The following is a 21717-nucleotide window of genomic DNA, read 5'->3' on the forward strand; positions in this document are numbered from 1 at the left end:
AATCGTACGCGTCCCGCAAAATTTTTAAATGGGGTCAGATAATATTAAGCCTCGCACCACATCGGGGATGGTCTTTATTTGGGGACAGATTAAAATGGTGCAGCGCGAAGCGTGCACTGCTGATCTCGTAGCTGCCGAGCGCGCCGTACTTCGCACGTCCGGCCCAAGGCTAGACCATGTCCGGCTCGGACTCCCTGTCCATTGCGGATCGGCCCGCCGGGCGGCCCTTGGGCAACGGCTGGACGCGCCGCCCGCCCTGGCGCTCGAGTTGCGCAAGGAAGGCCGCGTCACCCAGTGGCCAGCCGCTATGCGCGTGGCTGCGAAGTGTGGCCAGCGTCATCGACGACAGCCCTTCGGCGGTGACGGCACGGTAATTGGATTGGCGCTCGAACGGCGTATTGCCCAGCGCCCAGTACGCAGAGTGATCGCTCACAAAGGGGCTGGCCTCGATGCCGGCATGGTGGCGATAGCTGCTCCAGCGATCCCCGTCGGCCGACATCACCTCGCCGGCACGCACGGCGTTGCCCTCCACGTATTGCATGGCCGGCAGCATCCAGGCGATCGGATCGAACACCGCCGAGCGAAAGCGGCCATCCCACAGCGTGCCGGTACGGTCCTCGACCCGGTTGAAATAGCGCGCGTAGCGCCGCCCTACCGCTTGCATGGTGAGGCTGAGCGAATCGGCATGCCGTGGGGTTGCCACGAGGTGGACATGATTCGGCCGCAAGGCGTAAGCGTGGATCGCCAGGTCGTGCTCCCGCGCGGCCATGCGCAGGCAGTCCAGGTAGTGGAGGTAGTCGTCGGTGCCAAGGAAGACGGGCTGACGATTGTTGCCGCGTTGCAACACCAGTGCCGGCAGCGAAGCCGGGGAGAAACGAGGAAGTCGGGCCATGATGGGCGAAAGGAATCGGCGATAGGTGCTTGCCGGTCGGATGGCATCAAACGGAAGCGATGCCCGATGATAGCGTAGCCGCAGCCTGATCCGTCCCCAATTTTCCCACTGGCCGCGCCGGCCTAACTGCCTTCGTCGACAGCAAAAATGCGGCGGTGCTCCCGGATCGCATAGCGGTCGGTCATGCCGGCGATGTAGTGCGAGATCAGCCGGGACGGGTCACGGCCTTGTCCCGCCTGGTACTGCGGCGGCAGCAGGCGCGGATCCGCCATGAACACATCGAACAGGTCGGTGATGATGCGCTGGGCCTTGGAGGACATACGCATCACCAGGTAATGGCGATAGAGATGGCGGAACAGGAAACGCTTGAGTGCCGCCGCTTCCTCGCGCACCGGCGCGCTGAAGGCCACCAGCGGGCCTGCAGCCCGCACGGCCTCGATATTGCGCGGGTTGGCGGCGGCAATGTTCTGGCTGGTGGTTTCGATCAGGTCGACAATCAGCGTGTTGATCATGCGGCGTACGGTTTCGTTGATCACGCGCCGCCCGTTGATGCCGGGAAACGCCGCCATCGCCTCGGCGCGATGGCGCCCCCACATCGGCACTTCGTCCATCTGCTCGAGCGTGAGCAGCCCCGAGCGCAGGCCGTCGTCGATGTCGTGGTTGTTGTAGGCGATCTCGTCAGCCAGGTTGGCCAGCTGGGCCTCCAGCGAGGGCTGCGTGCCCTCCAGAAAGCGCCGGCCCAGCTCCCCCAGCGCAGAGGCATTGACGCGCGAGCAATGCTTGAGCACGCCCTCACGCGTCTCGAACGTCAGGTTGAGCCCATTGAAGCCGCCATAGCGCTCCTCCAGCTCATCCACCACTAGGAGGCTCTGCAGGTTGTGCTCGAAGCCGCCGTGATTCTTCATGCAGTTGTTCAGCGCGTCCTGGCCAGCATGGCCGAAGGGCGTGTGCCCAAGATCGTGCGCCAGCGAGATGGCTTCGACCAGATCCTCGTTCAAGCGCAGGTTGCGGGCAATGGAGCGGGCGATCTGCGCCACTTCCAGGCTGTGGGTGAGCCGGGTGCGGAACAGGTCACCTTCATGATTGACGAAGACCTGGGTCTTGTACTCGAGCCGCCGGAAGGCCGTGCTGTGGATGACGCGGTCGCGGTCGCGCTGGAATTCTGTGCGCGAGGACGAGGCCGGTTCGGCGTGCGCCCGCCCAAGCGTCTGCGCGGAGCGGGCGGCATAGGGAGCGAGATGGCTTTCGAGGTCGGTCATGCGGCAATCCGGTCAGGCGTGCGCCGGGTGGCAGTGCGCCGCCCGGACGGCGTTGCAAGGCACAACCAATCGCGTCAGGCGACCGGCGCCTCGGTAGGCGGCCTGAGCACCGCGTGCTGCAAGGTAGCGCGCAGGTCAGGGTCTGGCACGGTGGTGATGAAGGCTTCGCCCAGCTTCCTGAGCAGAATGAACTTGATGCTGCCGGCTTCTGCCTTCTTGTCCACTTTCATCAGTTCGATGTAGCGGTCGGTGCCGAGTTCCGGCGCGACCACAGGCAGCATGGCGGCGCGGATGAGGTGCACCACGCGCGCGCGCGTTTCGGTGTCGATGAAGCCGAGCCGGTGCGACAGGTCCGCCGCCATCACCATGCCGCAACCCACGGCCTCGCCGTGCAGCCACTCGCCATAGCCCATGCCAGCCTCGATCGCGTGGCCGAAGGTGTGGCCAAAATTAAGCATGGCGCGCAGGCCGCCCTCGCGCTCGTCCTGGGCCACCACGGCAGCCTTGATCTCGCAGGAGCGCTTGACCGCCAGCGCCATGATGTCCGGGTCGCAGGCGTTGAGCGCGCGGATATTGCCCTCGATCCAGCCGAAATAGCCGGCATCGGCCATGGCGCCGTGCTTGATCACCTCGGCCAGGCCCGCCGCGAGTTCGCGCTCCGGCAGCGTGCGCAGGGTGTCGATGTCGGCAATCACGGCATTGGGCTGGTGGAAGGCGCCGATCATGTTCTTGCCGAGCGGGTGATTGATGCCGGTCTTGCCGCCAACCGACGAATCCACCTGCGAGAGCAAGGTCGTGGGCACTTGCACGAACGGCACGCCGCGCATGTAGCAGGCAGCGGCGAACCCGGTCATGTCGCCCACCACGCCGCCGCCCAGCGCGATCAGCGTGGTCTTGCGGTCGGCGCCCGCGCTAAGCAGCGCGTCGAAGATCAGGTTGAGCGTTTCCCACTGCTTGAAGGCTTCGCCGTCGGGCAGGGTCACGGTGCGCACGGTCTTGCCAAGCGCCGCCAGGCTGGCCTGGACGCGGGCGGCGTACAGCGGCCCTACGGTCTCATTGGTGACGATGACGGCATGCTGGCCACGCACATGGGGGCGGAACAACTCAGTCTGGTCAAGCAGGCCGGTGCCGATATGGATGGGGTAGCTGCGCTCCCCGAGGCTGACTTCAAGGGTGATCATTGTGATTCTGGTCCTGCGCCGGGAGGTTGTCCGCGCACTCGCCGTCTGCCCCTTCGGGTTCTTCGGCGGCAACGGTGAAACCGGCCATTTCAAGTTGCATCAACACCATATTAGCAAGCTGCGCTACCGAAGGCTTGCCGGTCTCGATGATGAAATCCGCCACCTCGCGGTAAAGCGGGTCGCGCTCACCATAGAGCGTCTCCAGCCGTCCCTTGGGGTCTTCGGTCTGCAGCAGCGGGCGATTGCGGTCGTGGCGGGTGCGCAGCCACAGGTCGTGCGGGCTGGCGCGCAGGTAGACCACGGTGCCGCGCGCCTTCAGGTGGGCGCGATTCTCCGGGCGCAGCACCGCGCCGCCGCCGGTGGCCAGCACGATGCCGCGGCGCTGGGTCAGCTCGTCGATCGCCTGCGCCTCGCGGTCGCGAAAGCCCGCTTCACCCTCATGCTCGAAGATGATCGGGATACGCACGCCGCAACGCGCCTCGAGTTCGTGATCCGAATCGAAGAACGGGTAATTCAGGCGCCGGGCCACGGTACGGCCGACGGTGGTCTTGCCGGCACCCATCAGGCCAACAAAGAAAAGGTTCGGGCGGGTGACTGTCACTGGCGTGTCGGGCGGAAGCCGGGTCTCTGGCCGGCCCTCGCGGTGGAAAACTGCATCATCTTCTTATGTTGGGACGATCCGGGCAAGTGGCGAGGCGCAATCGGCACAAGGCAACCCACCTCGCGACACGCCTTGCGCGCCGGCCACATGCACCTTCGCCCAACCTCTCTAGCACGCCTGGACAATAAAAAAGCCGCATCGGAACGATGCGGCCTGTCAGTCTACTGCATCCGGCGGGCGCGGGCGCTATTTCAGCGACACACTGTCGTTGAGCACGCGCGGTGTCAGGAACACCAGCAGCTCGGTCCGGTTGTTGACCTTGGCGTTGTCCTTGAACAGGTTGCCGAGGATCGGGATGTCCCCCAGCAGTGGCACCTTGTTCACATTGGTGGACTCGGTCTGGCTATAGATGCCGCCAATCACCACCGTGCCACCGTTCTCCACCAGCACCTGCGTCTGCACGTGCTTGGTGTCGATGGCGAAGCCCGAGGTGGTCTGAATGCCCACGCTGTCCTTGTTGACGTCGACATCCAGCAGCACATTGCCTTCCGGCGTGATCTGCGGCGTGACTTCCAGCTTCAGGTTGGCCTTGCGGAACTGCACCGAGGTGGCGCCACTGGAGGTGGCGGCCTGGTAGGGCAACTCCGTGCCTTGCTCGATCAGCGCCTTGATATTGTTGGCGGTGACCACGCGCGGGCTGGAGATGATCTTGCCCCGCCCGTCCGCTTCCAGCGCGGACAGCTCGAGCGCCAGGAAACGGCCGGCCGTGTTGCTGAACAGGCTGACCGCGACCGAGCCCGGGTTGACGCCGTTGATCGCCGCCGCCGGCAGGCTCAGCGCCGGGCCGTTGTCCCAGGTTGCGTTCTGCGTCACCGGGCTGACCACATTGGTGTAGGTGTTGCCGTAGCCGGCACCTGCCGTCTTGGAGGCAAAACCCAGCCTGACGCCCAAGTTGCGGCTAAAGGTATCGTTGGCCTCGACGATGCGCGCCTCGATGATGACCTGGCGCACCGGGATGTCGATCTTGCCGAGGAAACTCTGCACCTCTTCGAGCTTGGTCGCGATATCGGACACGAACAGCTGGTTGGTACGGGGATCGGCCGTCAGCGAGCCGCGCTTGGACAGCATGCGGGTGTTACTGGCAGCCACACCGCCTATGCCGACCGCCCCGACTGCGCCCACGCTGCCCAACGCGCCCGCGCCGCCGACGCCGCCTGCACCCGCCGCGGCCAGCCCGAGCAGCATGCGCCGCACGTCTTCGGCACGCTGGTAGTTGAGCTGGAACACCTGGCTGCGGATCGGCTCGAGGTCATTGATCTGCTGCTGCGACTCGAGTTCGAGCTTTTCCTTGGTGGCCAGCTCGGCCTTTGGCGCCACCCACAGCACATTGCCGTTGCGGCGCGAGGCCAGTCCCTTGGCATCGAGCACGATCTGCAGCGCCTGGTCCCAGGGCACATCCTTCAGGCGCAGGGTCAGGTTGCCCTGCACACTTTCGCTGGTGATGATGTTGAGATTGGTGAAATCGGCAAACACCTGCAGCAGCGAGCGGATATCGATGTTCTGGAAGTTCAGCGAGAGCCGCTCGCCGCGAAAGCCTGCCCCGCTGATCAGCTTGGCCGGATCTTCCTTGACCGGGCGCACCTCCACCACGAACTGCGTATCGGTCTGGTAGGAGCTGTACTCCCAGTTGCCGCGCGGCTCGATGGTGAGGCGGGTGCTGCCGTTGTTGTCGCTCGCGCGCATGCCCTGCACCGGAGTGCCGAAATCCGTCACGTCAAAGCGCCTGCGCATGCCGTCGGGCAGCGATGTGTTGAGGAAATCGACCACCACGTTCTGGCCCTGCTGCGCGATATTGATGCCGGAGTCGCGCGAGGAAAGATCCACCACGATGCGGCCAGCGCCATCCTGGCCACGGCGGAAATCGATATTGCGCACGGTCGGCCGCATCGCCGGCACTGCTGGCGCCTGCGCCGAGCTGGGGGCGAACGTCGGCACCGCCGCGCGGGCAGTCGGGGCGACATTATCGAGCAGCACCACGAACAGGTTGCCGCGCACCTCGGTGCGGTAGCTGGCCACGCGGGTCAGGTCAAGGATCACACGGGTGCGATCGCCTATCTGGACCACGTTGGCGCTCTTGAGCAACTTGCCGCCGAAGTCATATTGCGCCCGCCCGGCCGCGAAGCCGGTATCGAGAAAGTCGATGGCGAGCTTGGGCGGATTCTGCGTGGTGAAGTCGGCCGGTTTTTGCGCCGGCGGCCCCTGCATCTCGACCGTGAACACGGTCTGCTCGCCCACCGTGGAGGCGTCGACGCGCTTGATGGCATTGCCCGGCGTCGGCTGCGCCAGTGCAGCCGGCGCGGCCAATACCAGCGTCATCATTGCGGCGCCCGCAAGCGCCCGGTACCAGCGACCCATGATCATGCCGACCCCTCCAGCTTCAGGCTGGTCATTTTCTCTTTCCACTCGGCTACCCCTTCCCGGACCAATTCGCGCAACACGATCTCCTGATCGTTGATGCGGACCACCCGGCCGTAATTCTGGCCGAGATACTGCCCCACCTTGACGTGGTGGATCTTGTTATCTACCTGCACGACGCCGTAGGTCTCGCCGCTCTTCTTCATGGCGCCCAGCATCTTGAAGTTCTCCAGCGGGAAATCCTCCAGCGGCTCGCGCCGCCGGCCGGATTCCGGCGACTCGGACAGGACCCGGTTCAGGTCGCCGATCTTGTTCTGGGCAAAGGGCTCGGGCGCGCTGCGGCCCGCGTAGTCGCGCGGCACGTAAGGTTTGGGCTCGGGCAGCGGCGCCGGCGGCGGCGCCTTGGCGGCCTGGGCTTGCGCCATCCATTGGCGCAGGCCGTCTTCCTCGCTGCCCCCGCAGGCTGCCAACAGCGCAGCGCCGATCAGCGCGCAAGCGCAGGCACGCAGGCGCGAAGCCTGGATCGCTGGCATCATTTCTTTGCTCCCGCAGCCGTCTTGGCCGCCGCGGCTTCCGCCTTGCGCTGCGCCGCCTGTTCGTCAGGGTCCAGCGCGCGGTAGGCCATGGCCGTGGCTTCCATCGTCAGCCCGCCATCCTTGCCGGTGGTGAACTGCAGCCCCTGCATCGAGACGATGCGCGAGAGCGCAGCAACATCGGCATTGAACTGGGCCACGTCGTGGTAGCGGCCGGTGACCTTCAGGTTGACCGGGATCTCGGCAAAGTACGGCTTGATCACGGCGGCTTGCGGCTTGAACAACTCGAACTGCAGGCCGCGCGCCACGCCAGCGTGATTGACGTCGGCCAGCAGCGCGTCCATCTCGGTCTTATTGGGCAACTGGCGCTCGACCAGCGCCACGCGCTGCTCCACTTCCGCCTTTTGCTTGCGAAGCGCATCCAGGTTGGCCACCTGCGCCACCTTGCTCAGGTAGGACTGCTTCAGGGTGTCCTGCTCGGCATGCCGGCGATCGAGATCCTCGAGCTTGCCGCTCCAGTAGAACTGCCAGCCCAGCAGCAGCACCAGCACCGCAGCCAGCACCGCGAACAGCACGCGCGGGGCGGTCGGCCAGGTTTCCGGCTCATTGAGGTTCAGGCCGCGGAACTGCGCGGTGAGATCGTTCAGCGTGGCGAGCGAGATTTCGCTATTGAGTGCCATGGTCAGCCCTTTCCGCCTGCTGGCGCACTCGCGCCGGCGAGGCCGGCCTTGCCCTTCTTGCCGTCTTCCGGCGCTTGCGGCGCACGGTAGGCGAAGCGCATGGAGAAATCGAACAGGCGCCGTTGCTCGCGCAGGTTGTTGGTCATCATCACGGCCTTGGATTCGCCCAGCTCGGCCTTGTCCAGCCACTGCACCTGGCTAAGGTTGCGCAGCAACTCCGACACGCGCTCGTTCGACTGCGCGATGCCGGTCACGGTAAAGGCGTCGCCGGTCTGCTTGAGAGTGGTCAGGTACACGCCTTCGGGCACCTGGCGCACCAGTTCCTCCAGCAGCTGCACGGGACGATTGCGCTCGTTCTGCAGGCCCTCGATGGCCTTCTGCCGCTGCAGCAGCCCTTCAATATCCTTGCGCAGCGAATTGACCTCGCGGATCTGCCCGTCCATGCGGTTGTTCTCTGCGAGAAGCACCTGGTTCAGGCTGGACACGGCATCGACGCGGTGATCGATGTACATGCCGCCCAGCAGCACCACCAGCGCGCCGGCGCCGGCCGCGCCGCCCAGCAGGGCATAGACCTTCTTGCGCCGCGAGGCCCTGCGGGCTTCGTGGTAAGGCAGCAGATTAACTGTCGGGATCGAATTGGTTGGCATGCGGCTTCCCTCGCTGGCTTACTGCAGGCCGCGCAGCGCAAGCCCGGCGCTCACGATGTAGGCCGGCAGGTCGCGCTGCAGATAGCGCTCGTTGACCTTGACGGCTGTCATCATGTTGGCAAAGGGATTGGCCAGCGTGGCGGTGATCTCGGTTTGCTGCTCGATCGCGGCTTGCACGCCGATCAGCGACGCATGGCCACCGGAGAGCAGGATCTCGTCGACCCGGCCGATGCTTGAAGCTGACAGGAAGTTGCGCACGGCGCCTTGCACCTCCACCGCCAGCGCCTCCAGGGAGGGCTTGAGCAACTGGGTGCGCCAGGCTTCGGGCAGCGTATTCTTGCGCTTCTTGATCTCGGCCTTGAGCGCATCCAGTGTAAACATGCGCGCCGCGCTCTGGGTGAGCTGGTCGCCGTAGCTGTTGAGCGGCTGCTCGTAGAGCTCTTTCCAGCCTTGGTAGAAGATCGCCTTGGAGCGGCTGCCGCCAAGGTGGATCACGGCCACCACAGGCAGCTCCTTGGCGTCGGTGGCGCTGATGTCGGCGGACACGCCCAGCATCTGCACCACGGAACGCTGCACCGCGTATTCCTCGACGTCCATCACGTGCGGCTTGAGCCCGGCCATTTCGGCAGCGGTCACGCGCTCCTGCACACGGTCGCTGTTTGCCGCGGTAACGCGCACGCCGATGCCGCCCTCGGTTTCGCTGGGGCCGATCACGGCGAAATCGAAATTGACGGCCTGCGATGGCGGATAAAGGCGATGCGCCTCGGATTCCACCTGGACGTAAAGCTCGTCCTCGGACAGGTTGTCCGGCAGGCTGACGGTCTGCGATTCGGTCAGCATCGAAGGCACGCCGAGCACCACCTCCTTGGTGCGGATGCCGGCTTTGCCGAGGGCGCGCTTCAGAGCGATGCCAACGGCTTCGATATTGACCACGTTGCCATCGGCAACGGCACTACGGTCCAGCAGTTCGCTGGCACATTTCTCCAGCCGATAGTCGCTTTTGCCACTGCCCACGGACAGCTCGACTACCTTAACGCTGGACGACCCGATGTCAACGCCGACCGTCGTACGGCGCAACAACCCCGACAAGATGCCTCGCCGCAAGGTGACCCCCTGACCGTTGAACTCGCCTTGGCTTGGTTGCTCTAATTTGGCGAGTCTGTATTGTTTCTTGGATGAAACGTTTTGCTCTTTTAGTTGATGGATTCTCACTAAAAAACGGGGCGCTGGCAATGTGCCGGTTTGACCACGATTGCTTTTCATCAACACCCCTCACAAAGCGTTGCCAAAATCCCACGGTGCCCGGCGCCCTGCCCACTTCGCCCATCTTTTCGTTTCATGCAGATCTCAATCCCATTACATCTTGTAACAGCGCGATAGCGGCTTGCGCGCCACAACGCGCCGGGAGCGAAGTATCCCGGGAGATATAATCCCGGCACCTCTAACTAGGTATTTCCCTTATGGCCACAGCACAACAGAAGCCGTCCCTACCTGCCCGACGTCCGATCTGGATCCGGCTGACCTTTTGGGCCCTGGGCCTGCTGGTGGCCGGGATCGTGGCGGTGGCACTGCTGGTGGGATACGCGCTGCTGGTGGCCGCGCCCAACCTGCCATCGCTCGACACCATCACGGATTACCGCCCGAAGATCCCATTGCGGATCTACACGGCCGACAACGTGCTCATTGGTGAGTTCGGCGAGGAACGGCGCAATTTCGTGCCGATTGCGGAAATACCGGACGTGATGAAGAAGGCCGTGCTGGCCATCGAGGACGATCGCTTCTACGAACACGGCGGCGTCGACTTCGTCGGCGTGCTGCGCGCCGGGCTGGCCAACCTGCGCGGCGGCCTGTCGCAGGGCGCCTCCACCATCACCATGCAGGTGGCGCGCAACTTCTTCCTCTCCAGCGAGAAGACCTACACCCGCAAGCTGTATGAAATGCTGCTGGCCTACAAGATCGAGGCCAACTTGTCCAAGGACCAGATCCTCGAGTTGTACATGAACCAGATCTACCTGGGGCAGCGCGCCTATGGCTTTGCCAGCGCGGCCCGGGTGTATTTCGGCAAGTCGATCAAGGACGTGACGCCGGCCGAGGCCGCCATGCTGGCCGGCCTGCCCAAGGCACCGTCCGCGTATAACCCGGTGGTCAACCCCAAGCGCGCCAAGGTGCGCCAGGAGTACATCCTGCAGCGCATGCGCGACCTGCGCTACCTCACGCCCGAGCAATACGAACAGGCCATCCACGAAGAACTGAAGGTGCGCGGCGAGGGCAATGAGTTCTCCACCCACGCCGAGTACGTGGCCGAGATCGTGCGCCAGTTGATGTACGCGCAGTACCGCGAGGAAACCTACACCCGCGGCCTGACGGTCTACACCACGCTGAACAAGCCCGACCAGGACGCCGCCTATGAGGCGGTGCGCTCGGGCATCATGAATTACGAGCGCCGCCACGGCTATCGAGGCCCCGAGGCCTTTATCGACCTGCCCGCTGGCGCGGACGAGCGCGAGCAGGCCATCGACGACGCGCTGCTGGAGCACCCGGGCAGCGACGACCTGCGCTCGGCCGTGGTCACCAGCGTGACGGCCAAGCAGGTCACCGCCACGCTGCTGTCCGGCGAAGTCGCCACCATCGAAGGCCAGGCGCTGCGCTTCATCGCGCCGTCGCTGGCGGCCAATGCGCAGCCCAAGGCCAAGATCCGGCCGGGTGCGATCATCCGCGTGACGCAGGACGAAAAAGGCGCATGGACGGTCACGCAGTTACCGGAAGTATCCGCCGCATTCATCTCGCTCAACCCGGAAGACGGCGAGATCCGCTCGATGGTTGGCGGCTTCGACTTCAACCGCAACAAGTTCAACCACGTGACGCAGGCCTGGCGCCAGCCCGGCTCCAGCTTCAAGCCGTTCATTTACTCCGCGGCGCTGGAAAAGGGGTTCTCCCCCGCCACGGTGATCAACGACGCGCCGCTGTCGATCAGCGATAACGGTGGCCAGGTCTGGGAGCCGAAGAACTACGACGGCAAGTTCGAAGGCCCGATGACCATGCGCCGCGCGCTGGCAAAGTCCAAGAATCTGGTGTCGGTGCGCATCCTGCGCGCCATCGGCACCCAGTACGCCCAGGACTACATCACGCGCTTTGGCTTTGACGCCGACAAGCACCCGGCTTACCTGCCGATGGCGCTGGGCGCCGGCAGCGTCACCCCGCTGCAAATGGCTGGCGCCTACTCGGTCTTTGCCAACGGCGGCTACCGCGTCAATCCCTACCTGATCCAGAAGGTGGTCGATGCGCGCGGCAATGTGATCTCCGAAACCAAGCCCCAGCGCGCCGGCGCCGATGCGGTGCGCGTGCTGGATGCCCGCACCGCCTTTATCGCCGACACCATGCTGCGTGAGGTAGTGCGCAGCGGCACGGCCAACAGCGCCAAGCAGCGCCTGGGCCGCAACGACCTGGCCGGCAAGACCGGCACTACCAACGACGCCGTCGACGCCTGGTTCGCCGGCTACACGCCCAAGCTGGTGGCGATCGCCTGGATGGGCTACGACCAGCCCAAGAGCCTGGGCGTGCGCGAGACCGGCGGCGGCCTGGCCCTGCCGATCTGGGTGGGCTACATGGGCAAGATGCTCAAGGGCGTACCGGAACTCCCCGAACGCCAGGCCCCGGAAGGCGTGGTCATGGTGGGCGGCGACTGGACCTTCGAGGAAAACGCGGGCGGCGCCGGCGTGGCTTCGGTTGGCCTGGGCGATCCGTGGCCTGGCAAGCCGGACGAAAGCACGCAATCGCCCGCCGACGTCGAGGCAGAGAAGAAGCGCATCCTGGAAATGTTCGGCGGCGGCTGAGGGCTCGCCGGGACAGCTTCCCGCGAATGAAAAAGCCGGCGAAACCATCGCCGGCTTTTTTCATGCGCGTGGGCGAAAGCGCTCAGGCCAGTTTCAGCGTCACCCCCGCCTGCTGGCTCACGTAGCCTGATAGCGCCGCATACAGCTCACCGCCGCCGCGCGTATCGACCCAGCGCTGGCCATCATGGCGAAAATGGAACCCCCCCGAGCGCGCGGCCACCCACAGTTCCTGCATGGGAGCCTGGCTGTTGACGATGATCTTGGAGCCGTCTTCGAATTCGAGCTCCATGAGATTGCCGGCACGGTTGATTTCGATGTCGGCGTCGGCTGCGTCGGCGGCGGTTTCCACCGCGCTTTCCAGCCGGTCCAGCTCTTGCTGGGCCAGCGCCAGGAACTCACTTTCACTCATGGGGGGCATGCTAAACTCCAAGACCGCCGGCCAGCGGCCGCTATAGCGATGTAGTGCCGTAGCCGGCAGCGTATTGAAAAGTACTTCGTATTTCCGGTGGTCCCGCCGCGCTCCGCTTGAGGGACACTCCGGGACGATCGGGGACGACCCTGGACGACATTTTAAGGACGACCCGATGTTGCGTCGTGTTGCGATTGTATCGGCGTTTGCCGCCAGCCTTGCGATGCCCCTGCTGTCGGGATGCGGCATCCGCGGCCCGCTGACGATGCCCAAGCAGCCTCCCGCACCGGCGCAGCCGGGTGTACCGGATCCCGGCCTGGGCAACCCGGCCGTGCCGAATCCGGCGGCTCCCCGGGGCTCCGCCCCCACTGCGGCACCCGCCACGGCACCGGACGCAGCGCCGGACGCCACTCCCACCGCCAAATAACCATGACCGCCTTCTTCCATCGCCACGACGGCGCCCTGAGCGTCGAGCACGTGCCGCTCGCGCGCATTGCCGCCGAATACGGCACCCCTACCTACGTCTACTCGCGCGCCGCTCTGACCGCCGCCTACCAAGCCTACGCCGCTGCGTGCCAGGGGCGCCGCGCGCGTGTGCAGTACGCCATGAAGGCCAATTCGAACCTGGCGATCCTGCAGGTCTTCGCCAGGCTCGGCGCGGGCTTCGATATCGTGTCTGGCGGCGAGCTGCAGCGCGTGCTGGCAGTGGGCGGCGATCCGCGCAAGGTAGTGTTCTCGGGCGTGGGCAAGACCGCCGCCGAGATGGAACTGGCGCTCCAGCATGATGTGCTGTCGTTCAATGTCGAGTCGATCCCCGAGCTGGACCGCCTCAATGCCGTGGCCGGCCGCCTGGGCAAGCGCGCGCGCGTGTCGCTGCGCATCAACCCGGATGTGGACGCCAAGACCCACCCGTATATCTCCACCGGCCTGAAGGGCAACAAGTTCGGCGTCGCCTTTGAGGACGTGCTGCCGACCTACCGCGCCGCCGCCGCGCTGCCGCACCTGGAAGTCGCGGGCATCGACTGCCATATCGGCTCGCAGATCACCGAGGTCGCCCCTTATCTGGAAGCGCTGGACAAGGTGCTGGACGTGGTGGAAGCGCTGGAACGCGAAGGCATCAATCTTGAGCATATCGACGTAGGCGGTGGACTGGGCATCACTTACGACGACGAGACCCCGCCGGACATCACCGGCTTTGCCCGCACGCTGCTGGACCGCGTGGCAGAGCGTGGCCATGGCCATCGCGAGGTGCTGTTCGAGCCGGGCCGCTCGCTGGTGGGCAATGCCGGCGTGCTGCTGACCCAGGTCGAGTTCCTCAAGCCGGGCGCCGCCAAGAACTTCTGCATCGTTGACGCGGCCATGAACGACCTGGCCCGCCCTGCCATGTACGAGGCCTACCACCGCATCGAGCCCGTGCAACTGCGCGAAGCCGCGCAGGCCACCGCCCTGACCTACGACGTGGTCGGCCCGGTGTGCGAATCCGGCGACTGGCTCGGCCGCGACCGCGCCCTGGCGGTGCAGCCGGGCGACCTGCTGGCCGTGATGTCGGCCGGCGCCTATGGCTTTGTCATGAGCTCCAACTACAACACCCGCCCGCGCGCTGCCGAAGTCATGGTTGACGGCGACGACGTGCATCTGGTGCGCGGCCGCGAGCACGTGGCTGACCTGTTCCGCGACGAACGCCTGCTGCAAGGCTAGGCGCCCGCCCTCCTCGCCGCCACTCGGCGTGTGGCGCGCCAGGACCAGGCTGTGCTGGCGCTGCAATCCGACAACCTGCGGCGCTTTCCGGGGCGGCGCCGCTGCTTGACGGCGGCTGGGCCGGGTCCGGGGACATCTTGAAGCCCTTTGGCGCCCCCAAGCGGGGCGGCCGCCCCGCCCTGCCGAGCGCGAAATCACGCTCTACCTTTGTGTTCTACCTTTGTGCCTTGAGGCCAGTTGCAGGCTTGCGCCACCACCAGATCCGCATCGCCAGCAACCCGAACACCACGGCGGCATAGATCGATACCGTGCCAAAGTCGTGCTTGCCTGCCTTATGCCACCAGTAGTGCAGGATCGCCAGCACGGCGATGGCGTACACCGCCCGGTGCAGCCCTTGCCAGCGCTTGCCACCTAGCCACTTGACCATGACATTGGCCGAGGTGGCCGCCAGCGGCACCATCAGCACGAAGGCGGCAAACCCAACCGTGATGAAGGGGCGCTTGGCAATGTCCTTGATCATGTAGGCCACATCGAAGCCCCGGTCCACGGCAAGCCACAACAGGAAGTGCTGCAGCGCGTAGAAGAAGGCAAAGAGCCCGAGCATGCGGCGCAGCCGGATCAGCCAGTTCCAGCCCGTGAGCCGGCGCAGCGGCGTCACCGCCAGCGTGACGCACAGCATGACCAGCGTCCAGGTGCCGGTCGAGCGTGTGACGAACTCCAGCGGATTGGCGCCGAACTGATCGGTAAAGCCGAGACAGAGCAGCCGCAGGAAAGGCAGCATGGCAAGCAGCCACACCGCCACCTTCACCGTGCGCACGCGTTCCGGCGCAAGCGTCGCGAGCCCAGGCTGCCCCGCCGCCCGCGACGAGCGAACCGCCTGGCGCGACGGGGACATCTCCGGGGGCGCCATCAGAAGAACTTCCGCAGGTCCATGCCCTGGTACAGCGACGCCACCTGCTGCCCGTAGCCGTTGAACGGCAGCGTCTTGCGCTTGGGCGCGAACAGCGCGCCAAAGCCGCTGCCTTTGTCCTCGCCGATGCGGCGCTCCGTAGCCTGGCTCCAGCGCGGGTGATCCACGTCCGGGTTCACGTTGGAGTAAAAGCCGTACTCCTGCGCCGCGGCAAGGTTCCAACTGGTGGCGGGTTGCTTGTCGACAAAGCGGATCTTGACGATAGACTTGGCGCTCTTGAAGCCGTACTTCCAGGGCACCACCACGCGCACGGGCGCACCGTTCTGGTTGGGCAGCACCTCTCCATACAGGCCAAAGGCCAGCAAGGTCAGCGGGTGCATCGCCTCGTCCATGCGCAGCCCTTCGGTGTAAGGCCAGTCCAGCACGCGGGCGCTGACACCGGGCATCTGCTTTTTGTCGTTGAGGGTGACGAACTCCACATACTTGGCGCCCGGCTGCGGCTCGACGCGGCGGACCAGTTCGGCCAGCGCGTAGCCGCTCCACGGAATCACCATCGACCAGCCCTCCACGCAGCGCAGCCGGTAGACCCGCTCTTCCATCGGCATCAGGCGCACGAGTTCGTCGATGTCATAAACCTTGGGCTTCTTCACCAGGCCTTCGACCGCGACCTGCCACGGCCGGGTTCGCAGCGTGCCGGCGTTGCGCGCCGGGTCCGCCTTGTCGGTGCCAAACTCGTAGTAGTTGTTGTACGTGGTGACGTCCTCGTAAGGCGTGCGCTTCTCGGGCACGACGTAGGCATTGTTGGGCGTGGCCGGCAGTTTCTGCCCGCGCGGCGCCTGGGCATGCGCATCGCGGGCGAACCATGGCGCCAGCGTGCTCCCCGCTGCGCCCGCTGCAGCCAGCGCCAGCAGGCGGCGCCGCGCGTCGAAAACACCGCGGGGCGTGATCTCGCTGGCGGCGATATCGTCGCCGCGCAGCCATTTCGGAGAGGGGATCAGCATCGTTGTTCCTCGTTGCGTGCCATATGCAAAATGCGGTTCACCGTTCGTGCCGGGCCTGGGTGGGGCCCGCCTGCACGACTGGACTTGGGGTTGAGTCGGTTGGCACAAGGGAATCCTGACATCTTTTTTGGGCCCGTCGTCACCGTCGCATCGCCTGGCCTACGTACGCATTGCAGCCGGCAATCGGATGCGGGGCGCTCCGCGCGACGCTTGGCTGAGGCTCAACCGCCCTGATACTGCCGGTAAACGGCCTCCGCCAATGCCAGCAAGGGTGCGCGTTCCAGCGGCCCGGCCAGCGCGAAGCCAAGATCCCGGTCTACCCAGTAAAAGGCCATGGTACGCGCCGCAGCGGCGGGACGCTCACCTGGCCCCGGGCCCATGCGCTCCAGCCGGAAACCCGTGTCGGGCGTATCGCGCGCCATGTGCCGCAGTTGCAGCGACAGCCGGGTGCCGTCGTCTGCCTCGTACATCAGGATGGCCGACGGGCCGCCCTCGGCCACGCCGAGACGGCCCCCGATCAGGTGGAATCCCTGGGCACGCAGGTCCGGCACCCGCAGCGGTGCCCCCAGGCGCTTGGATAGCCAGGCAACAAGATGGGCTTCATCGGCGGCCGCCACCTCGACTGGGTGGCGCACCTCCGGCGCATAGACGACATGGCTGGCCAGTGCCTCGCGCGCGAAGCGCTCCATCGACGGCGCCCCGGCCGCCAGTGTGTCCGCGTGATCGTGCGCAATCCACCCGATTGCGCCGCCTACCGCGCCGCCTACCGCCAGCGAGGCAACGCTGACGGCCAGCGCCATACCCCAGCCGGCGGGCCGCCGCGCCGCATCACGGCTACTGCCCCGCAGCCCTAGCGGAAGTGCCGCTAACGGCACTGATTCATTGAGCACGCCGTCGAAGGCTGCGTGCAATTCGTCTGTCTGCCGCCGCCAGCCTGCCACGCGCTCCCCGGCCTCGGGATGGGCGGCCAGGTATGCCTCCACCTCGGCGCGTCTTGCGGGATCGAGCTGGCCATCGGCGTAGGCGTGGAGATCGGCTTCGTTGACTGGAGACATCATTTGACTCGCTGCAGTCCGGCCGCGCGGCCGGCGGCCTGCGGGTTCGCATCGGCCGCCTTGGCTGGCGTGCCTTCCATCAGCATGCGCATCTGCTCTCGAGCCCGCGACAGCCGGGACATCACGGTGCCCACCGGCACGGCCAGCACCAGCGCCGCCTCGGCATAGCTGAGCTGCTCCAGGCCGACCAGCAGCATCACCGCGCGCTGCGCCTCGGGCAAGCGGGCCAGCGCCCGCGCCAAGTCCAGCCGCAGGCCGGGCTCAGGCGCAGCACTGGGTACGTCGGGCAGCGTGTCGGTATAGGTCACCAGGTCGGCGCGACGGTACGCGTTCACGCGCAGCCGGTGCATCATGGTCAGCAGCCAAGACAGCAGGCCATCCGCGCCATCGCCCCACCACGCGCCCGCGCGCAGGCGAAAGCGCCAGCGGTAGCGCAGCGCGCGCTCCAGCGTGTCCTGCACCAGGTCGTCGGCGGAGGCCGCGTCGCCGGTCAAGCCCCGGGCGTGGCGCCGCAAGCGCGGCGCCAGCGCCACCAGTTGGCGGTCGAAACCTTCCATGCCGTCAGGTTGCCCTGGCCCGTATCAGGGCGTTGCCGCGTGCCAGACGTTGTTGAAGTTGTCGCCCGTGCGGTCGCCCGGCTTGGCGTCCTTGGAGAAACGGTAGAGCGGTTTGCCGCGATAGGCCCATTGCTTGCCGCCATCGTCGCGCGTGATCACGCTGTAGTCGCCCGTGGCGCTGGTGCCGGGCGCGGCCATCAGGGGCGGCCAGGTGGTGGCGCAGCCGCCATTGCAAGCGCTCTTGCCGCCCGTGTCACGGTCGAACGTGTAGAGCGTCAGGCCCTGGGGATCGGTCAATGTGCCACCGGCAACTTTCACCGTGGGCGGCATATTGCCGGCGCTGCCACCCATGCTGCCCATGCCCGAACAGGCGGACAGCAGGACCGCTGCAGAAGCGAGCGCGAGCACGGCGGGGCGGGACAACGATGCGAGGGAAGCGACTGCGTTAGGACGGGAAAGGGCCATGATGTCGATCTCCATGCGATGCGGCACCGCCAGCCGGCGCCGTCCCTTCAGTAAACACCGGATGTGACGGCTTTATTCCATTCGGGCGAAAAAAAACCTGCCGCATCGGAGCGATGGGCAGGTTTTCTCATTGCGGCGCAACACCCAGGTCAGAGTTCGCCGTAGCTATGCAGGCCGGAAAGGAACATGTTGACGCCCAGGAAGGCGAAGGTCGTGACCAGCAAACCCACTAGCGCCCACCAGGCCGCCATGGTGCCGCGCAGGCCCTTCATCAGCCGCATATGCAGCCAGGCCGCGTAGTTCAACCAGACGATCAGGGCCCAGGTTTCCTTGGGGTCCCAGCTCCAGTAACCGCCCCAGGCCTCCGCCGCCCACAGCGCGCCCAGGATGGTGGCGATGGTGAAGAAGGCAAAGCCCACAGCGATTGACTTGTACATCACATCGTCGAGCACTTCGAGCGAGGGCAGGCGCTCGGCGAGGATGCCGTGCTGCTTGAGCAGGTAGGCCACCGACACCATGGCAGCCAGGGCGAAGGTGCCGTAGCCGATGAAATTGGCCGGCACGTGGATCTTCATCCACCAGCTCTGCAGCGCGGGCACCAGCGGCTGGATCTCGCTCGCATCGCGGCTGACCGTGTACCACAGCAGGAAACCGACCGCCGCCGATACCACCAGCATCACGAACGGCCCCAGCGCGCGGGTCTTGTAGCGGCCTTCGTAGTACAGGTGGAACAACGAGGTGATCAGCGTGAACAGCACGAACACTTCGTACAGATTGGAGATGGGGATATGGCCGATGTCCGCGCCGATGAGGTAGGACTCGTACCAGCGCACCAGCATGCCGGTAAAGCCCAGCACCACCGCTGCCCACACCATCTTGCTGCCGATCTGCAGCCCGGTCTCCGAGCGCGCCAGCAAGCCGCCCCAGTAGAACAGGGTGGACAGGAACACCAGGGCGCTCATCCACAAGATGGCGGACTGGCTCGACAGGAAGTACTTGAGGAAGAAGGCCTGCTCGGCGCGCGGCAACTGGCCCTGGTAGAGCTGGATCGCGAACAGCGACAACACGGTCAGCGTCACCATCAGCAGCCGCACCGGCTTCCAGTGCCATCCCAGCAGCGCGAAGGTAGGCACCGCGGCGATCAGCACGCCCTTGTCGTAGACATTCATCCACTCGCCATAGCGCGCCAGCGCGAACCCCGCGCCCACTGCCAGCATCAAGGCAAAGAGCCAGTCGACCCAGCCCAGCCGGCGCAGGAACGACGGCTCCAGGTAGGCCTGCTCAGCGCCACTCGCGGCAACGCCTGCCGGACTCTCGTGCATGCCCGGCCTGGCCTGATTCACATTCGAAGACATAGTGGTTCCTGCTTAATTGCGGGCGCCGGTCGTGTCGATGCTGCCGGCGGCGCGGCCTACATCGTCGCGCAGCGCGACAAACTCTTTCTCGAAATCCAGTGTACGGCGCTGCGTGGACATGGCCATCAGCACATGGCTGGCGGCGCCCTGTCCCCCGGCGGTTCCCGCGGTATCTGCGGGATCCTTCACCCAGAGCCAGACGCGGCGCTCGCGGATGTAGAACATCGAGAACACGCCCAGCACCAACAGCAGACAGCCAAGATACACGATGTTCTTCCCTGGCGCACGAGTCATCTGGAACACGCTGGCCTTCACTTCCGTGAAGTCGTCGAGCTGCAGGAAAACCGGCGCGGTGTAGAAGAAACTGTCGGACAGCGCATTGATGGCTTGCTGCATGAAAGCGCCGCTCTTGGCACTATTTGGCACCACGGGCAGCTTGTCTTGCGCGCGCGCCAACTGCCAGAGCTCCCACATCGAGCCATTGAGGATCTTCAGCAGCACATCCGCAGCTTTCTGCTGCTCGGCCGGCGGCACAGACTTTTCCAGGAAGGCGGCAATCGCGGTGAAGCCGCCCGGCGGGGCTTGCGGGTTGCTGCGCGAGGCGCCGGCAAACAGGTCGAGCGCGCGCAGGGCGCTCTCAGCCAACTGGCCGCGCAATACTTCGCGATCCTCGCCCGGCATCGAGGCAAGTGCGAAGCGGCGCGCGGCTTCGCTGCGCATCGCGTGGTCCTGCAGCGCGGCACGCAAGCGCATCCAGTCCGCCACGCTGTTTTGCTCGTCGGCCGGGATGCGAAGGTAGCGGAACGGCTCGCTAGGCGTATCCCGCATGCCGGCAAGGAAGACCGACTGGCCGTCGAGTTGCACCGGCACCATGTAGTTGTTGAATTCGCGCGCCTGGCCGTTGCGGTCGCGCAACTTGTACTGCACCGAAGGGCCAACGTTGCGCAACTCCTTCGCACGGTCAGGATTGACCGCCGAGCCCAGGTGGGCCTCGAGCTTCTCGTTGAGCGACTTGCGCGCAACGCCACGCGCGTCCGGCTTGCCCGATGCATCGGTGACGTTCTCGATATTCATCAGGCGGAAATCGCTGAACTCGACCGTCAATCCCTCGGCGTCGGCCGCGTTGCCCGTGCCGCTCAGTGGCGCGTTGGCGCCCACGGTGCCGGCAAAGGCGAAGGTCTTGTCGCTAGTGCCCTGCATCGGGTAGCCAACGAACTTCAGCTTGGAGCCACCATCCTCGAAGCTGGACTGGTAGATGGCCACGCCATCCACCACCAGCGGCTCGTTGACCTTGATGGTAGCCTCGGTCTTGCGGCCGGTGGCGCGGTCGGTGATGACCACGTCGGAGGCGAACAGCTTGGGCATGCCGGTCGAGTAATGCTCGACGGTGAACTTCTTCAGCGTGATATTGAACGGCAGGTCCTGCACCAGCGCACCGTCCGAGATATTCAGGATGGCGGTGGACACCGTCGAGCCTTCCGGCACGAAGGCGTTGCCGCGAAAGCCCGGATTGCTGACCGACAAACGGTGCTCGGGCGGGATGTCGTTGATCACGGCGTTGCCGCTGATCGGGCTCTTGCCGCCAAACCACATCTGCGCGCGGATCAGCATGTCGCCATCGAGCAGGCCGCCGACGCAGATCACCACGATAGCGGTGTGCGCGAGGATGTAGCCTAGCTTGTTGGCCGCGCCCGCCTTGGCGGCCAGCAAGGTGGCGCCCTCATGCGCAACGCTCTTGATACGGTAGCCGCGGTTCGCCAGCAGCGCGGTGAGGCGCGCCACGGCATCGGCGCGGGGACGGCCCGAATCGAACTCGGCGTGATGGTGGAAGGACCGCAGGCTGCGCTCACGCACGTGGTCCTTCCACGAGCGCATATCCTTGATCATCTTGGGCGCGTTGCGGGTCAGGCACAGCGAGGTGGAAATCACCAGGAAGGTCAGGATCAGCAGGAACCACCAGGAGCTGTAAACCTTTTGCAACGACAGCGCGTGGAACAGGTCAGCCCAGAAGGGACCGAACTGGTTCACATAGTTGGGATAGGGCTCGTTCTGCTTGAGGACGGTGCCGACCACGCTGGCAATCGCAATCACCGTCAGCAGCGCGATAGCGAAACGCATCGAGGACAGCAGCTCAACCGCGTCGCGTAGCAGGCGGTGAGAAGTCTTCAGGTGCAGTCCTGACGTGGAAGCGGTGGACATGTGCAGTGGGGCCCTCGGCCTTGAAAT

The 21717-nt window shown here is 65.5% G+C and carries 20 protein-coding genes; 3 read left to right on the forward strand and 17 right to left on the reverse strand.

From position 1 onward, the window contains the following. Positions 1-169 precede the first annotated feature (169 nt). The 9 genes from RR42_RS18995 to pilM form a co-directional block, all read right to left on the reverse strand. Complete coding sequence (locus RR42_RS18995; protein ID WP_043350273.1) at positions 170-892, reverse strand: transposase; 723 nt, start codon at positions 890-892, stop codon at positions 170-172. Positions 893-1014: 122 nt separating this feature from the next. Further along, positions 1015-2151 carry a deoxyguanosinetriphosphate triphosphohydrolase gene (locus RR42_RS19000; RefSeq protein WP_043350276.1) on the reverse strand — a complete coding sequence of 379 codons (1137 nt, stop codon included), beginning with the start codon at positions 2149-2151 and terminating at the stop codon, positions 1015-1017. A 74-nt stretch (positions 2152-2225) separates the two neighbouring features. Beyond that, complete coding sequence (gene aroB / locus RR42_RS19005) at positions 2226-3332, reverse strand: 3-dehydroquinate synthase (RefSeq protein ID WP_043350279.1); 1107 nt, start codon at positions 3330-3332, stop codon at positions 2226-2228. Beyond that, positions 3319-3933, reverse strand: a complete 615-nt coding sequence (locus RR42_RS19010; RefSeq protein WP_043350282.1) for a shikimate kinase — start codon at positions 3931-3933, stop codon at positions 3319-3321. Before RR42_RS19010 ends, aroB begins: the two co-directional genes overlap by 14 nt. A 246-nt stretch (positions 3934-4179) precedes the next feature. Then, positions 4180-6354: a type IV pilus secretin PilQ gene (pilQ, locus tag RR42_RS19015; protein WP_043350285.1), complete on the reverse strand. Its 2175-nt coding sequence runs from the start codon at positions 6352-6354 to the stop codon at positions 4180-4182. Further along, positions 6351-6881, reverse strand: coding sequence for a pilus assembly protein PilP (locus RR42_RS19020; RefSeq protein WP_236702062.1), 531 nt, complete (start codon positions 6879-6881; stop codon positions 6351-6353). The genes pilQ and RR42_RS19020 overlap by 4 nt, the downstream gene beginning before the upstream one ends. Further along, positions 6881-7561 (reverse strand): type 4a pilus biogenesis protein PilO, encoded by a 681-nt coding sequence (locus RR42_RS19025; RefSeq protein ID WP_043350292.1) that lies wholly within the window; start codon positions 7559-7561, stop codon positions 6881-6883. The genes RR42_RS19020 and RR42_RS19025 overlap by 1 nt, the downstream gene beginning before the upstream one ends. Before the next feature lie 2 nt (positions 7562-7563). Then, on the reverse strand, positions 7564-8208 hold the full coding sequence (locus RR42_RS19030) for a PilN domain-containing protein (protein ID WP_043350295.1): 645 nt from the start codon (positions 8206-8208) through the stop codon (positions 7564-7566). A gap of 18 nt (positions 8209-8226) precedes the next feature. Further along, on the reverse strand, positions 8227-9297 hold the full coding sequence (gene pilM / locus RR42_RS19035; protein ID WP_173430693.1) for a type IV pilus assembly protein PilM: 1071 nt from the start codon (positions 9295-9297) through the stop codon (positions 8227-8229). 371 nt (positions 9298-9668) lie between these two features. On the opposite strand from pilM, the gene RR42_RS19040 reads away from it, so the two are divergent. Further along, positions 9669-12041 carry a penicillin-binding protein 1A gene (locus tag RR42_RS19040; RefSeq protein WP_043350299.1) on the forward strand — a complete coding sequence of 791 codons (2373 nt, stop codon included), beginning with the start codon at positions 9669-9671 and terminating at the stop codon, positions 12039-12041. An 82-nt stretch (positions 12042-12123) separates the two neighbouring features. Here the strand turns inward: RR42_RS19040 and cyaY are convergent, their stop codons facing one another. Further along, positions 12124-12459 (reverse strand): iron donor protein CyaY, encoded by a 336-nt coding sequence (gene cyaY, locus RR42_RS19045; RefSeq protein ID WP_043350301.1) that lies wholly within the window; start codon positions 12457-12459, stop codon positions 12124-12126. Positions 12460-12625: 166 nt separating this feature from the next. Between cyaY and lptM the strand changes: the two genes are divergently transcribed. Further along, positions 12626-12877, forward strand: coding sequence for an LPS translocon maturation chaperone LptM (gene lptM / locus RR42_RS41160; RefSeq protein WP_082054941.1), 252 nt, complete (start codon positions 12626-12628; stop codon positions 12875-12877). A gap of 2 nt (positions 12878-12879) precedes the next feature. Continuing rightward, entirely contained in the window at positions 12880-14148 is a 1269-nt protein-coding gene (lysA, locus tag RR42_RS19050; protein WP_043350304.1) for a diaminopimelate decarboxylase, read from the forward strand. A 214-nt stretch (positions 14149-14362) separates the two neighbouring features. Here the strand turns inward: lysA and msrQ are convergent, their stop codons facing one another. The 7 genes from msrQ to RR42_RS19085 form a co-directional block, all read right to left on the reverse strand. Further along, entirely contained in the window at positions 14363-15043 is a 681-nt protein-coding gene (gene msrQ / locus RR42_RS19055) for a protein-methionine-sulfoxide reductase heme-binding subunit MsrQ (RefSeq protein WP_043352392.1), read from the reverse strand. A 14-nt stretch (positions 15044-15057) separates the two neighbouring features. Beyond that, entirely contained in the window at positions 15058-16059 is a 1002-nt protein-coding gene (msrP, locus tag RR42_RS19060; RefSeq protein ID WP_043350307.1) for a protein-methionine-sulfoxide reductase catalytic subunit MsrP, read from the reverse strand. Positions 16060-16280: 221 nt separating this feature from the next. Continuing rightward, on the reverse strand, positions 16281-17117 hold the full coding sequence (locus tag RR42_RS19065; protein ID WP_043350308.1) for an anti-sigma factor family protein: 837 nt from the start codon (positions 17115-17117) through the stop codon (positions 16281-16283). Continuing rightward, the gene (locus RR42_RS19070) at positions 17114-17671 is read right to left on the reverse strand and encodes an RNA polymerase sigma factor (RefSeq protein WP_043350311.1); all 558 of its coding nucleotides are present in this window, start codon (positions 17669-17671) and stop codon (positions 17114-17116) included. The genes RR42_RS19065 and RR42_RS19070 overlap by 4 nt, the downstream gene beginning before the upstream one ends. A gap of 24 nt (positions 17672-17695) precedes the next feature. Then, positions 17696-18136: a lipoprotein gene (locus RR42_RS19075; RefSeq protein ID WP_043352394.1), complete on the reverse strand. Its 441-nt coding sequence runs from the start codon at positions 18134-18136 to the stop codon at positions 17696-17698. A 149-nt stretch (positions 18137-18285) separates the two neighbouring features. Next, on the reverse strand, positions 18286-19458 hold the full coding sequence (ccsB, locus tag RR42_RS19080; RefSeq protein ID WP_173430719.1) for a c-type cytochrome biogenesis protein CcsB: 1173 nt from the start codon (positions 19456-19458) through the stop codon (positions 18286-18288). A gap of 45 nt (positions 19459-19503) precedes the next feature. Next, the gene (locus RR42_RS19085) at positions 19504-21690 is read right to left on the reverse strand and encodes a cytochrome c biogenesis protein ResB (protein WP_043350316.1); all 2187 of its coding nucleotides are present in this window, start codon (positions 21688-21690) and stop codon (positions 19504-19506) included. Positions 21691-21717 lie beyond the last annotated feature (27 nt).

The organism is Cupriavidus basilensis, from assembly GCF_000832305.1.
Classification (GTDB): Bacteria; Pseudomonadota; Gammaproteobacteria; order Burkholderiales; family Burkholderiaceae; genus Cupriavidus; species Cupriavidus basilensis_F.

What these genes read in the sequence shown, in the direction of transcription:
- RR42_RS18995 (WP_043350273.1), bottom strand. Translation starts at nt 892, where the DNA reads ATGGCCCGACTTCCTCGTTTCTCCCCGGCTTCGCTGCCGGCACTGGTG.
- RR42_RS19000 (WP_043350276.1), bottom strand. Translation starts at nt 2,151, where the DNA reads ATGACCGACCTCGAAAGCCATCTCGCTCCCTATGCCGCCCGCTCCGCG.
- aroB (WP_043350279.1), bottom strand. Translation starts at nt 3,332, where the DNA reads ATGATCACCCTTGAAGTCAGCCTCGGGGAGCGCAGCTACCCCATCCAT.
- pilQ (WP_043350285.1), bottom strand. Translation starts at nt 6,354, where the DNA reads ATGATCATGGGTCGCTGGTACCGGGCGCTTGCGGGCGCCGCAATGATG.
- RR42_RS19020 (WP_236702062.1), bottom strand. Translation starts at nt 6,881, where the DNA reads ATGCCAGCGATCCAGGCTTCGCGCCTGCGTGCCTGCGCTTGCGCGCTG.
- RR42_RS19025 (WP_043350292.1), bottom strand. Translation starts at nt 7,561, where the DNA reads ATGGCACTCAATAGCGAAATCTCGCTCGCCACGCTGAACGATCTCACC.
- RR42_RS19030 (WP_043350295.1), bottom strand. Translation starts at nt 8,208, where the DNA reads ATGCCAACCAATTCGATCCCGACAGTTAATCTGCTGCCTTACCACGAA.
- RR42_RS19040 (WP_043350299.1), top strand. Translation starts at nt 9,669, where the DNA reads ATGGCCACAGCACAACAGAAGCCGTCCCTACCTGCCCGACGTCCGATC.
- cyaY (WP_043350301.1), bottom strand. Translation starts at nt 12,459, where the DNA reads ATGCCCCCCATGAGTGAAAGTGAGTTCCTGGCGCTGGCCCAGCAAGAG.
- lptM (WP_082054941.1), top strand. Translation starts at nt 12,626, where the DNA reads ATGTTGCGTCGTGTTGCGATTGTATCGGCGTTTGCCGCCAGCCTTGCG.
- lysA (WP_043350304.1), top strand. Translation starts at nt 12,880, where the DNA reads ATGACCGCCTTCTTCCATCGCCACGACGGCGCCCTGAGCGTCGAGCAC.
- msrQ (WP_043352392.1), bottom strand. Translation starts at nt 15,043, where the DNA reads ATGTCCCCGTCGCGCCAGGCGGTTCGCTCGTCGCGGGCGGCGGGGCAG.
- msrP (WP_043350307.1), bottom strand. Translation starts at nt 16,059, where the DNA reads ATGCTGATCCCCTCTCCGAAATGGCTGCGCGGCGACGATATCGCCGCC.
- RR42_RS19065 (WP_043350308.1), bottom strand. Translation starts at nt 17,117, where the DNA reads ATGATGTCTCCAGTCAACGAAGCCGATCTCCACGCCTACGCCGATGGC.
- RR42_RS19070 (WP_043350311.1), bottom strand. Translation starts at nt 17,671, where the DNA reads ATGGAAGGTTTCGACCGCCAACTGGTGGCGCTGGCGCCGCGCTTGCGG.
- RR42_RS19075 (WP_043352394.1), bottom strand. Translation starts at nt 18,136, where the DNA reads ATGGCCCTTTCCCGTCCTAACGCAGTCGCTTCCCTCGCATCGTTGTCC.
- ccsB (WP_173430719.1), bottom strand. Translation starts at nt 19,458, where the DNA reads ATGCACGAGAGTCCGGCAGGCGTTGCCGCGAGTGGCGCTGAGCAGGCC.
- RR42_RS19085 (WP_043350316.1), bottom strand. Translation starts at nt 21,690, where the DNA reads ATGTCCACCGCTTCCACGTCAGGACTGCACCTGAAGACTTCTCACCGC.